Origin of the sequence: Sporosarcina soli (assembly GCF_042655805.1) — a bacterium.
Lineage (GTDB): Bacteria > Bacillota > Bacilli > Bacillales_A > Planococcaceae > Sporosarcina > Sporosarcina soli.
The window spans coordinates 981,057-993,368 of record NZ_JBHSNO010000005.1 but is presented as its reverse complement, the minus strand read 5'-3'; the positions used below and the strand labels follow the sequence as shown (position 1 = coordinate 993,368).

Annotated in this window: 11 protein-coding genes; 10 read left to right on the top strand and 1 reads right to left on the bottom strand. The window is 42.1% G+C overall.

Features of this window, described 5'->3' with window-relative positions; all coding sequences use genetic code 11:
• Nucleotides 1-301 precede the first annotated feature (301 nt).
• On the top strand, nucleotides 302-1,189 hold the full coding sequence (locus ACFPRA_RS08855) for a cation diffusion facilitator family transporter (protein ID WP_381432893.1): 888 nt from the start codon (nucleotides 302-304) through the stop codon (nucleotides 1,187-1,189).
• A gap of 124 nt (nucleotides 1,190-1,313) precedes the next feature.
• On the opposite strand, the gene ACFPRA_RS08850 is transcribed toward ACFPRA_RS08855, so the two are convergent.
• Nucleotides 1,314-2,198 (bottom strand): LysR family transcriptional regulator, encoded by an 885-nt coding sequence (locus ACFPRA_RS08850; protein WP_381432890.1) that lies wholly within the window; start codon nucleotides 2,196-2,198, stop codon nucleotides 1,314-1,316.
• Between the two features lie 393 nt (nucleotides 2,199-2,591).
• Here ACFPRA_RS08850 and ACFPRA_RS08845 point away from each other — a divergent pair, with 393 nt between their 5' ends.
• The 9 genes from ACFPRA_RS08845 (at nucleotide 2,592) to ACFPRA_RS08805 (ending at nucleotide 11,902) form a co-directional block, all read left to right on the top strand.
• The gene (locus ACFPRA_RS08845) at nucleotides 2,592-3,356 is read left to right on the top strand and encodes an SDR family NAD(P)-dependent oxidoreductase (RefSeq protein ID WP_381432887.1); all 765 of its coding nucleotides are present in this window, start codon (nucleotides 2,592-2,594) and stop codon (nucleotides 3,354-3,356) included.
• 47 nt (nucleotides 3,357-3,403) lie between these two features.
• Nucleotides 3,404-4,675, top strand: a complete 1,272-nt coding sequence (locus tag ACFPRA_RS08840; RefSeq protein ID WP_381432884.1) for an aromatic ring-hydroxylating oxygenase subunit alpha — start codon at nucleotides 3,404-3,406, stop codon at nucleotides 4,673-4,675.
• The gene (locus ACFPRA_RS08835; RefSeq protein WP_381432881.1) at nucleotides 4,672-5,178 is read left to right on the top strand and encodes an aromatic-ring-hydroxylating dioxygenase subunit beta; all 507 of its coding nucleotides are present in this window, start codon (nucleotides 4,672-4,674) and stop codon (nucleotides 5,176-5,178) included. Before ACFPRA_RS08840 ends, ACFPRA_RS08835 begins: the two co-directional genes overlap by 4 nt.
• Before the next feature lie 96 nt (nucleotides 5,179-5,274).
• Nucleotides 5,275-6,303 carry an NAD(P)/FAD-dependent oxidoreductase gene (locus ACFPRA_RS08830; RefSeq protein ID WP_381432878.1) on the top strand — a complete coding sequence of 343 codons (1,029 nt, stop codon included), beginning with the start codon at nucleotides 5,275-5,277 and terminating at the stop codon, nucleotides 6,301-6,303.
• 45 nt (nucleotides 6,304-6,348) lie between these two features.
• A complete protein-coding gene (locus tag ACFPRA_RS08825) occupies nucleotides 6,349-6,597 on the top strand; it encodes a ferredoxin (RefSeq protein WP_381432875.1) in 249 nt (82 codons plus the stop codon).
• Between the two features lie 72 nt (nucleotides 6,598-6,669).
• Entirely contained in the window at nucleotides 6,670-8,133 is a 1,464-nt protein-coding gene (locus ACFPRA_RS08820) for an aldehyde dehydrogenase (RefSeq protein ID WP_381432872.1), read from the top strand.
• A 214-nt stretch (nucleotides 8,134-8,347) separates the two neighbouring features.
• Nucleotides 8,348-9,355: a VOC family protein gene (locus ACFPRA_RS08815; RefSeq protein WP_381432869.1), complete on the top strand. Its 1,008-nt coding sequence runs from the start codon at nucleotides 8,348-8,350 to the stop codon at nucleotides 9,353-9,355.
• Between the two features lie 100 nt (nucleotides 9,356-9,455).
• Nucleotides 9,456-10,478 carry an amidohydrolase family protein gene (locus ACFPRA_RS08810; RefSeq protein ID WP_381432865.1) on the top strand — a complete coding sequence of 341 codons (1,023 nt, stop codon included), beginning with the start codon at nucleotides 9,456-9,458 and terminating at the stop codon, nucleotides 10,476-10,478.
• A 62-nt stretch (nucleotides 10,479-10,540) separates the two neighbouring features.
• Nucleotides 10,541-11,902 carry an MFS transporter gene (locus ACFPRA_RS08805; RefSeq protein WP_381432861.1) on the top strand — a complete coding sequence of 454 codons (1,362 nt, stop codon included), beginning with the start codon at nucleotides 10,541-10,543 and terminating at the stop codon, nucleotides 11,900-11,902.
• Nucleotides 11,903-12,312: the final 410 nt, after the last annotated feature.

Here is a 12,312-nt window from a genome sequence, read left to right as displayed (position 1 = left end):
CAATTCAAAGTGATTTGAATTGGGGCGTTTTTTGTATAATAAGCCATTAATTAACTCGTTTTTCTTAAGTCAGATTAGCAGAAACTTGCTTGCTTCAGAGTCACATGCTAAGATGAAGGGACATATGAAAAGAGTGATAGCCATGAGTAGATTGCATCTCAATGACATATATCTTTTAAATTTCCCAACCCTTGACTGAAATCAGTCAAGGGTTTTTGTTTCCTTCAAGCAACATTGGAAGGAAGGGACACCAATTGTTGTCTAGCGTTGGTTACTCAAAGTGATGATGGGGGCGAACTAGTTGAATGAGCAAAAGTATATCGAGCTTAAATTAGGAGAACGAGGCGCCATACTAAGTATAGTCGCTTACATCTGTCTTTCGATCATGAAACTAATGGTAGGCACGATCAGCGGATCAGAAGCTTTAAAAGCGGATGGTTTAAATAATGCGACGGATATTATTGCATCGATTGCTGTGCTGATCGGGTTAAGGCTGTCCCAAAAGCCGCCGGATAAAAATCATAAATATGGGCACTGGAAAAGCGAAACCATTGCAGCTATGGTCGCTTCGATTATCATGATGGCGGTCGGTATCCAAGTATTCATCAGTGCAGGCCTCTCTTTTTTTAATGAAGAAAAAGAATCACCAGATATGCTTGCTGGATATGTTGGGCTATTCTCTTTTGCCGTGATGTATTGCGTGTATCGATATAATAAGAAATTAGCGCAGAAAATTAATAGTCAAGCTGTTATGGCAGCTGCGAAAGATAATATTTCAGATGCTTGGGTAAGTATAGGGGCAGCAGTGGGGATATTTGGCTCCCAGTTGGGCATGCCATGGCTCGATACGTTAACGGCCTTGATCGTAGGGTATTTGATTTGTAAAACGGCGTGGGAAATTTTCAGTCAGGCTTCTCATGATTTAAGTGATGGTTTTGATGAATCAGTGATGAAAGCCTATAAAAATACGATTAAAGCAGTTCCCGGCGTGCAAAAAGTAAAAGAAATCAAGGCTAGAATGTATGGCAATAATGCTGTAGTAGATGTCGTCATCCTCGTGAAATCATCCTTAAGTTTAGAAGCTGCACATGATATCTCAACCTTGGTTGAGAAAACATTGAAAGATGAAAACGGTGTATATGATGTGCATGTTCATGTCGAACCAAATGCACCGCTAGAACATTCTTGAACGGCTACAGGAACTGTTCCCATTCGAAGTGATTTGAATGGGAGCAGTCTTTTTTTTGCTTTGTGTTCAGGGGTGAGTTAAGCGCTTACAATTTGTTGGAAGGCGGCTGTGTATCCTGTGATGTTTAGATGGATGTTTTCATTTCATGATTAATAATAGAATAAATTATTTTTTTAATAGGAGCAGCGATAATTGAATTCTTTCGATATTGTACATAGACTCTGTTTGGGATATTTCCGATCTCTTGAATATCTTTGACGATTAATTTACTTTCATTTAATTTATTGATTCCGAGAGAGGGGGTGATTCCAATGCCTAAGCCGTTTTCTGCTATGGTTTTCAACATTTCATTATTATCAACTTCAAGCCGCTTGATATTGGAGATTCCAATGAGTCGTTGGTCAATTTCTCTCCATAGGTTGGAATTTCGACGATAACTAATTAATGTCTCATTTTGCAGGTCATGAGGGGTGAGGAATTTCTTTTTTGCAAGTGGATGGTTTTGACCAAGGACTGCAACTAATTTGTTGTCAAAAAGATATTCTGCGGCGATTTCCGGGCGGTGGGATTGAATGTTTCGGGTGAATACAAGGTCGAGGTCGCCCGCCAAGATTTGCTCATTCAAATTGCAGGAATCCAATCCTTCCATGATGGTAATGTTTAAATTATCGATGGATATGACAGCGTCTAATAACTCTGTTATGAAAGAATACGAATACCCCGGTGAAAACCCTATTCGTATTTCAGGGTACTTTGTGTATTTGGCGACTTCTTTTGAATGGTTCATGTAGGTTAAGATATTCGTTGCATATTCAAAAAAAACAGTCCCTTCTTTCGACAAAGCGATGTCTCTTCCGACTTTGGTAAACAATGGACAGGATAATTCATTCTCTAGATTTTTTATGCGTGCTGTGATTGTAGGTTGAGTGACATTTAGTAGAGTAGCAGCTTTTGAATAACTTTTGTGTTCGGCAATTGTTAAAAAGGTCTCTAATTGGGTTTTGTCCATTTGCTCGACTCCTTACCTTATCAGTAATTTGAATTGACGTATATTCAATTTCTACCAATGCTTCATTCATTCTAAGTGGAAAGTTCGGAATTGTCAAAATGATTTTTCGGAAGAGATGGAATTCTTCCAATCCAATAAGTAACCGATTAAGTTGCTAAGTGATGTATAGAAAAAAGTTTGATAAAGTCAGATTATACAAAATATTTTCAATTGGAGTTATGCTTTACTGCCCTTTATACTGAGGTTAAGTCAAACGCATTGCAGCTTCACCCTGTTCCAACCTTTCGTTCAAAAAAGTAATCGTCAATTTGAATGCGGTTACATGAAGGGGAATGAAATGAATAAGCACAAACTGAATTATTACTATCAAAAGAAAAGAGATGATCGGGAACAATGACTAACCAACTGTTAGAAGGAAAAGTTGCGATCGTGACAGGTTCTTCTCGTGGCATCGGGAAAGCGATTGCAATCGGTCTAGCGCAACAAGGTGCAAAGGTATTAGTGACTGGGACAAATGCAGAACGTACGCAAGCTGTCGCAGATGAAATTGTCCAACAAACGGGGCAAGAATCAGCCTACTTTGTCGGGGATCTATCACAGGAAGAAAATGTGATAGCGATGGTTGAAACAGTCATCGACAAATGGGATAAAGTCGATATTCTTGTTAATAATGCCGGTGGTGGCGTCATTCTACCTTTCCTTGAGCAGACATCTGAAACACTAAAAACGACGATTGATCGGAACTTATGGACAATGCTTTGGTCCTGTCATAAGGTTTTGCCTTATATGGTTCAGCAAAACTTTGGAAGGATCATTAATATCGGCGCGGATTCGGTGCGTAACGGTTTATGGGATCATGCCGCTTATAATGCCGCAAAAGGCGGGGTTCATGCAATTGTTTCTGGACTTGGAAGAGAGTTTGCAAAAAATAATATTACGGCGAATGTGATTGCACCTCCAGCAGTCGAGGGAGAATTGCTGGATGATATTCGGGATCGGGACACCCAATTGGTAGATCGTTATATTGATATTATTCCGATTGGAAGAGGGGCCTACCCGGAAGAAGTTGCAGATGCAGTCGTTTTCCTAGCATCTGATAAAGCCACATTTATTAACGGCCAAGTGATCAGTGTTAATGGCGGCAGTACGATGCAATAAGAAAAGGAAGTTGCTACTAATAGATCATTCATAGGAGGAGAGCGTTAATGAAAAGCTATATTCGTGAAGATCATCAAAAATCCGAGTTTTCAGTGCACCGAAGTGTGTTTACAAGTCATGAAATTTTGGAAAAGGAACGGCAAGAAATTTTCAGTAAATGTTGGATTTATATCGGTCATGAATCGGAGCTGCCGAAGAACGGTGATTTCAAAAGGAAAAAAGTGGGTGGGCGAAATTTATTGTTCACACGTGGAACGGATGGAGTCATCCGGGCTTTATATAACTCCTGTCCGCATCGCGGCGCTTTGGTTTGTCGTGAAAATGAAGGGAATACAAAAGTCTTTCGCTGCTTTTATCACGCTTGGACATTTAAGAATGATGGGGAATTAGTAGGGATGCCTGGAAAAGATGGTTTTCCGAAAGACTTTAATTGTGATGGTTCCAAAAATCTGACAGAGGTGACACGCTTGGAAAGTTATCGCGGCTTCATGTTTGTGAACTTCGATACAAAAGCGATTTCCCTCGTTGAGTATCTTGGAAACGTGAAAGAATATATCGATTTGGTTGCGGATCAATCAGAAGTCGGCTTAGAAGTGTTACATGATCCACAACAATATAGTGTCCGCGCGAATTGGAAGCTTATTTCCGAAAACAGTGTCGATCTCTATCACGGCATGCCGACGCATAAAACCTATTTTGATATTAAAGCAAGTCAAGATCCGGGGTTGAAAAAAGCGGTACTTGAAGGAAAAGGGATCGATCTAGGCAATGGTCATGCGGTGATAGAATATGTTGCGCCTTGGGGAAGACCGGTTGCACAGTGGACACCGGCATGGCCAGAAGAGGATCAAGCTGAAATTGAAGAGCTGAAAAATAAACTCGTCGAACGATTTGGCGAGGAAAGGGCAGAACGGATCGCAGGATACAACCGTAATATTTTAATATTCCCGAACTTGGTCATCAATGATATTATGGCGATCACTGCACGGACCTATTATCCGACAGAACCGGGTTATATGGAAGTGACGGGGTATTCGCTCGCGCCGAAAGAAGAAAGTGAAAAGTTCAGACTTAGGAGAAACGACAACTTCCTTGAGTTCCTTGGACCGGGTGGCTTTGCGACGCCGGATGATAACGAAGCACTTGAGCTTTGCCAGGAGGGGTATTTGAATAATGCAGAGGTCGAATGGAATGACATTTCCAAAGGAATGATCCGGGATCAGGCGCAGGCAACGGACGAAGAGCAAATGCGTAGTTTCTGGCGCAAATGGAATGAAGTTATGACGAAACAATCCGTAAAAGAGGAGGTTTTAACATGACAAGCATACTTCAAGAGATGGAGACAACCGTATCCCGTCAGGAAATTGTCGATTTCTTATATAAGGAGTCAGAACTCCTTGACGAATGGAAATTAGTCGAATGGGCGGACTTGTTTTCGGAGGATGGTACGTATCTTGTGCCCCCATTAGGGAATCCAGATGCGGATCCAGCTACATCCATTTTTTATATCAACGATGACCGGGCTCGACTTGAAGAGAGAGCTAAGCGATTGTTGAAAAAAGAGGCCCATGTTGAATATCCACATTCCACAACCGTTCGGAATATCCACAATATCCGTATTAAACAGCAAGAGGGAAATGTGATCTATGTGCGATGCAATTTTTCAACGTATCGAACAAAACGCGAAGTGCTCGACTGTTTTGTCGGTGTCAATGATTATCGATTGATTGTGAAAGACGAAAGAATCGTCATTCAAGAAAAGAAAGTGACGCTCAAACTTGATAGTTTACGACCGCACGGGAAAATAAGCCTTATTTTATAAACTAGAAATGGAGATCCCATTGAAACAACTTTAATACAATAATACTTATTTTAGACTGAATATTTTGTTTATTTCATTTGTGCAGGAGGTTTAGATATGAATGAACGGTCTGAAGTAGTGGATATGACGATTATCGGTGGTGGACCGGTAGGTTTGTTTACGGCTTTTTATGCGGGGATGCGGCAAATGTCTGTCAAAATCATCGAAAGTCTTCCACAGTTAGGCGGACAGTTAGCGGCATTGTATCCCGAAAAATATATTTATGATATTGCAGGCTTTCCTAAAGTGAAAGCGCAGGAACTTGTCAATCGATTGGAAGAACAAATGCAGCAATTTGAATCGACGATCTGTTTGAATGAAACAGTGGAAGAACTGGAAAAGCAAGATGACGGTGTTTTCAAACTCACGACCAATCAAGCTACGCATTATACAAAAACCATTGTCATTACTGCGGGGAACGGAGCCTTTCAACCCCGGAAAATGAATGTGGAAGGGGAAGGCGCGTTTGCGGATCAAAACCTTCATTATTTCGTGACCAATGTCAATGCGTTTGCCGGGAAAAAGGTTGCATTATTCGGCGGTGGAGATTCAGCAGTGGATTGGGCATTAATGCTGGAGCCCATTGCAGAAAAGGTCACACTGATTCATCGAAGAGATACATTCCGTGCCCATGAACATAGTGTGGAGTTGTTAAAGCAGTCAAAAGTAGAGGTGTTAACCCCTTATATTCCTACAAAGCTCGTTGGGAATGAAAGTATCGAAAAAGTCATTGTCAAAGAAACAAAAGGGGATGCCTTAGTGGAACTGGATGTAGACGACGTGCTCGTGAATTTTGGCTTTGTTTCTTCCCTCGGCCCTATTAATCTTTGGGGACTAAATATTAAAAAGAATTCCATCGTTGTCAATTCAAAGATGGAAACGAATATTGAAGGAATCTATGCAACTGGGGACATTTGCACCTATGAAGGAAAAGTGAAATTAATAGCAACGGGGTTTGGTGAAGCGCCTATCGCTGTAAGCAATGCAAAGGTGTATATTGATCCGACGGCGAAAGTACAAGCTCCTCATAGCACAAGCATTATGGGGGAAGAAAAAGGAGCGAAAGAACCGGTCGGTGCCACTTGATGAGACGTGCATATCCGCATACGAAAAGGAAAGAGGAGGTAGCAGATGGCCAAATATACAATCGTCGATCAGGACACTTGTATTGCTTGTAGCGCTTGTGGGATCGCAGCACCTGATTTGTTTGATTACAACGATGAAGGAATTTCTTTTGCTTGCCTGGATGATAACCAAGGAATGACACCAGTGCCTGAGGACATGGAAGATGATCTGGAAGATGCTTATGAAAGCTGTCCATCCAATTCGATCAAAATGGCGGATGAACCATTTACATGTAAGAAGGAGGCAGCGAGTTAAACAAAGGGCTATCGTTGATCCAACCCCAACGCTATGTCTATCTTAATAAAGAAAATGGAGATGAATGAATTTATGATTACAACAACAAAAGTGCAAGCCATCGATTGTCGCCACTTTATAAATGGAAAGTTCGTTGAATTGAAAAAGGGTAAAAGCTTCGAAAATATCAACCCTGCAACAGAAGAAGTGATTGGACTTGTGGCAGAAGGGGGCAAGGAAGAAGTTGACATTGCGGTTACGGCAGCCCGGAAAGCACTGGATGGTCCGTGGAAAACGTTCACGTTAGAAGAACGTTCCAAAATTCTTCGCAGAATTGGTGATTTGATACTCGAAAGACAAGATGAGTTGGCGCGTTTGGAAGCTTTGGATACCGGAAAACCAGTCTCTCTCGCTAATTCGGTCGATATTCCGCGTGCAGCCTACAACTTCCACTTTTTTGCGGACTATATCATATCTGTTGGAACGGATGCCTACCAGCAAAACGAAGAAGCATTGCACTACGCAATCCGTCGCCCTGTCGGTGTCGTCGGGATTATTAAGCCATGGAATTTACCGTTGTTGCTCCTTACTTGGAAGCTGGCTCCATGTCTCGGAATGGGGAATACGGCAGTCATTAAGCCGGCGGAATGGACACCAATGACGGCGACCGTGCTGATGGAAATCATGAAAGAAGCGGGAGTGCCGGATGGCGTTGTGAACCTTGTTCATGGATTTGGACCAGGCTCTGCAGGTGGAGCGATTTCTGAACACCCGGATATCGATGCAATTTCATTTATCGGTGAACCAAGAACGGGTGCTGCCATTATGAAAGCGGGTGCAGATTCGCTGAAAAAACTATCTTATGAGCTCGGCGGAAAAAATCCGAATATCATCTTTGCTGATGCAGATATGGACGATGTCATTGAAACGACAATGAAATCCAGTTTTATTAACCAAGGTCAAGTTTGTATGTGCGGTTCACGTATTTACGTGGAAAGACCAGCATATGAGGAGTTTTTAGAGAAATTTGTAGCGAAAGTCAAAGAATTGAAAGTCGGTCAGCCATTTGAAGCGGATACAAATGTCGGTGCGTTGATCAGTAAAGAACATTATGACAAGGTGACAAGCTATCTCGATATTGCCCGTGAAGAAGGCGGAGTAATTTTGACAGGCGGCAAACGACCGGAAGAATTGGACAAAGGTTATTTTCTGGAGCCGACGATTATTACAGGTTTGGATAAAAACTCCCGTTGTGTCCGGGAAGAAATCTTCGGCCCCGTTGTAACGGTAATTCCATTTGATACGGAAGAGGAAGTCATTGAGCAGGCGAACGATACGCATTATGGACTTAGTGCCTCGATTTGGACGACGAATTTGAAGCGTGGCCATCGCGTTGCCCATCAAATTGAAGCGGGAATGGTTTGGGTGAATACATGGTTCCTTCGCGATCTGAGAACGCCATTCGGCGGTATGAAACATAGTGGAGTCGGTCGGACGGGCGGTATGCACAGTCTCGATTTTTACTCTGAATTATCCAATATTACGATCAAACTGTAAAAGCTGTAAGTAGAGATTGAGTGGAAGTGAGACGCTTAATTCCTACTATTCCTATAAAGTAAATTGTGAAAAAGCTGAAACAACGGCACTTCTTGTGTATATAAATTGAATGAATGATTTCCAATCATTGTTCTTCCGGGGGCATATGGAAAAACATTCTTCAACCTATATAAATAAAATTTATAAAAAACTAAAAAGATAGGGGATATGACAGATGAGTATTTCGACTAATAAAATGAATGAGGAACAAGCACTTTTGAAACAGTTGGAAAAATATACAACGAGTATCGCACATTTAGGTCACGTAGAAATCGGCGTAACCAATTTGGAAAAATCCGTTTGGTTCTTTACAGAGGTGATGGGACTTTCTGTGTCAGCTGAGGAAGGTGACAGAGTCTATTTACGTGCGTGGCAAGATTTCGATCATCATACGCTGGTGCTTAAAAAATCGGATACTTCCGGTGTTCAACAGATCGGCTGGCGCGTGAGCTCATCTGAAGCATTGCGAGCTTTTGAAAGACAGTTCAAAGACATGGGAATTGACCATAAATGGGTCGAAGCGGGCTTGAAAAAAGCGCAAGGTGATTCGATTCAATTCAGATCGCCGGCGGGCTTACCGGTAGAATTATATTGGGAGAAGGAAAAGTTTGTCTCGATGGATCCAGCTACTGCATCAAAACTACCGAGTCACCCAAGTAAATATACTGGAAAAGGTGTATCGCCACGTCGCTTTGACCACGTCAACATTATGGTGAATGATGTTGTGAAAGAGCAGCAATGGTGGACCGATCTACTAGGTATTCACCACCGCTATTATGTGCAGAACGAAAATGATGTACGGCTAGGCTCATGGTTGAGCCGTACGAATATTGCACATGAAATTGCATTGATGCGTAACGCAAATCAAAACGGTGCACTCTTCCACCACCTGGCGTACTATTTAGATTCGCCAGATGAACTGATCCGAGCGGCTAACCTAATGGCTGAAAATGAAATAAAAATCGAATGGGGACCAGGAAAACATGGGACAAGCGGTGCGCAGTTCATTTATGTGATTGAACCTTCCGGCAACCGGGTTGAAATTTGGACGGGTGGATTCTTGATTTTCGCTCCAGATTGGGAACCGATTGAATGGAACCCAGAGGTTGGCCCGTTAGGCCTTGATCTATGGGGAAGCAAAGCGCCAGAGAGTTACTTCACGTACGGCACAAAGTTATTGTAAGCTAGATTTTTGGCAACTCACGAATAATGAGATGGATGGAAGTTTCTATCTATCTCATTATTTTTTTAAGATGATTTTGATTGAAAAGGAGATGTTTTCAGTGGTAAATAAAACACTACGCGTGGATTTTCATACACATATCATTCCGGAAGATTTCCCGGATTTAGCGGCGAAGTATGGGGATGCGCGCTTCCCGGTCTTGGAAAAAACATGCGATTGTGGTGCAGAGATTTTCATTCAAGGGAAATCGTTTCGAAAGATTACGGATCAGGCATGGGATGTTGAAAAAAGAATTGCGGATATGGATCAAGAAGGCATCGATATTCAAGTGTTATCTCCGATCCCTGTGACGTTAGCGTATTGGTCAAGCCCGGAAGCTGGGTTGGAACTGGCACAATTGCAAAATGATTTTATCGCTTCCATTGCAAAGGAATATCTGGATCGCTTTATCGGCTTGGGAACCGTTCCTTTGCAGAATGTTGACATGGCCATTCAGGAAATGGATCGGGCGAAGCATGAATTAGGGTTGAAAGGTCTGCAAATCGGTTCCAATGTCAATGGGCTGAATTTGGATGATCCGTCCCTTGAGCCATTTTTTGCAGCGGCGGAGAAATGGAATGTTCCGCTTTTTGTACATCCATGGGCGACATTGGGCGGGGAAAGAATGCCGAGACATAAATTTATGTATATGATCGGGATGCCTTCGGAAACGGCACTTGCAGCGGGCAGCATCATTATGAGCGGTCTTTTGGATAAGTACCCGAATTTGAAAATATGCTTTGCACATGGGGGCGGTTCTTTACCTTATTTATTGCCTCGAATGGACAAAGGCTGGGAAGTTTGGCCGGAAATCCGCAAAACGGAAAAACCACCGAGTTATTATGCCAAGAAGCTCTATTATGATTCACTCGTTTATGATCCTGTGAATCTGCGATATATGATTGATCGATTTGGTGCTGAACAAATCATCGCTGGATCGGATTATCCGTTTTTATTGCGCGAAGTTCCATCAGGTAAAGTTGTTGACGCCTTGCCATCGATTTCTGAAGAAGAGGCCCGATTGATCCACGGTCAAAATGCCTTGAAATTTTTAGGCTTGCATGAAATGGCGGTTTCAAAGTAAAAGCCAAACATGATTGATGGATTGGCCCGTTGATAAGTTCGTATGATAAGGGAGGAAAAAGCTTGAAGTCGATTAATATTGCCCGTACTGTTGATGAATCAAAATTTAACCGTTTTCACGGATTAGTTGTTTTTTGGTGTGCTTTCATCATTGTATTTGACGGATATGATTTAGTCGTATATGGATCAGTTGTCTCTTTATTAATGGAAGAATGGTCCTTAACATCCGTACAGGCGGGCACCATAGGGAGCTATGCGCTAATCGGAATGATGTTTGGTGCCTTTCTATTTGCGCCATTGGCCGATCGGATAGGTCGAAAAAAGGTGATTCTTTTTTGCGTCATTCTCTTCAGCCTTTTTACAGGTTTAATCGCTTTTTCCAATGGTCCTACAGCATTTGGGATTTATCGTTTTGTCGCGGGATTAGGATTAGGGGGAGCCTTTCCTGTTACGGTGGCGTTAGTAACGGAATACGCTCCTAGAACCATGAAAAATCGCTTAGTGACACTGATGTTATGTGGATATGCAATAGGAGGGATTTTAGCATCTGGACTAGCCATTTACCTGATTCCAGTTGCAGGTTGGAAATCGATGTTTTTAGTCGGTGCAATCCCTTTACTGGCGGTTCCTTTTCTATACAAGTACCTTCCTGAATCACTAGGGTTTCTAATGGTGCAAAATGACAAAAAGAGAATTGGTCAATTAGTCGCCAAAATCGACCCATCGTATACACGGCATGATGAGGATGAGTATGAAATGACCGTTCCATCGAAAACAGGTATTCCTGTAACAAATTTATTTGAAAATGGACGAACCATTAGTACCGTGCTGTTTTGGTTCAATTTTTTCTTATGTTTGTTAATCACCTACGGTTTGGGTACCTGGTTACCGAAGCTAATGAACGAAGCTGGGTATGCATTTGGTTCAAGTTTGACATTTCTCTTGGCGTTAAATATCGGGGGGATTTTTGGTTCATTGATTGGTGGATGGCTGGCCGATCGATGGAGTACGAAACGCGTGTTGACCATCTTTTTTTGCCTAAATGCCATTTCTTTAACTGTAATGGGGATGCAGCCAACTATCATCTTACTCTATCTATTTGTGGCAATCGCTGGAGCTACATCAATCGGATCACAAATTATTCTCTATTCCTTCGCTTCTCAATTTTATCCGACCGAAGTGCGTTCGACAGGAGTTGGCTGGGCATCAGGTGTAGGAAGAATTGGGGGAATCATTGGTCCCGTGTTGGGAGGAGCGCTTCTTGCCCTTAGTTTACCATTTCAACAAAACTTCATGGTATTGGCAGTGCCAGGATTACTGGCAGCAATTGCTGTCTCCTTTATTTATGAGAAGAGTTCTTCTAGGCAATCGGTAAGTGTTGCTGCTAAATGCTACGGGACTGCTGGTGATCTTGTAGAAAAGTAAAATGGAAATTAGTATTTTCATTTATTCCGAAGAGCCCACTTTGCATGGACTTTTCTAGTTTAGCTGGGGGAATGAGGGGCTTGATCATTTGTAAAGAACAATGATTCAAACGAGCGTGAGAAATTCTTCATTCAATTACTAGGATTGTCCAACGCTCACGCGAAATGAACCAGGAACATAAACTTGTGTGATTAATGTCAGGTAATAAGTACTGCCACCATTTGAGGGGACTCGAATGGTGGCAGTTTTTTTCATGCAATCACGGCTTCCAGCTGATATTGGAATTACGGAAAATCGAACCCTTTGCTGTTCAATTCGCAATTCAAAATCTAGACGCAATTCCGCCGAGGTGTAATTGATTAGTAAGTCAAGTTATAAAAATGGAGTTCTTGTAAATTTTCGAAATACGA

What these genes read in the sequence shown, in the direction of transcription:
- ACFPRA_RS08850 (WP_381432890.1), bottom strand. Translation starts at nt 2,198, where the DNA reads ATGGACAAAACCCAATTAGAGACCTTTTTAACAATTGCCGAACACAAA.
- ACFPRA_RS08845 (WP_381432887.1), top strand. Translation starts at nt 2,592, where the DNA reads ATGACTAACCAACTGTTAGAAGGAAAAGTTGCGATCGTGACAGGTTCT.
- ACFPRA_RS08840 (WP_381432884.1), top strand. Translation starts at nt 3,404, where the DNA reads ATGAAAAGCTATATTCGTGAAGATCATCAAAAATCCGAGTTTTCAGTG.
- ACFPRA_RS08835 (WP_381432881.1), top strand. Translation starts at nt 4,672, where the DNA reads ATGACAAGCATACTTCAAGAGATGGAGACAACCGTATCCCGTCAGGAA.
- ACFPRA_RS08830 (WP_381432878.1), top strand. Translation starts at nt 5,275, where the DNA reads ATGAATGAACGGTCTGAAGTAGTGGATATGACGATTATCGGTGGTGGA.
- ACFPRA_RS08825 (WP_381432875.1), top strand. Translation starts at nt 6,349, where the DNA reads ATGGCCAAATATACAATCGTCGATCAGGACACTTGTATTGCTTGTAGC.
- ACFPRA_RS08820 (WP_381432872.1), top strand. Translation starts at nt 6,670, where the DNA reads ATGATTACAACAACAAAAGTGCAAGCCATCGATTGTCGCCACTTTATA.
- ACFPRA_RS08815 (WP_381432869.1), top strand. Translation starts at nt 8,348, where the DNA reads ATGAGTATTTCGACTAATAAAATGAATGAGGAACAAGCACTTTTGAAA.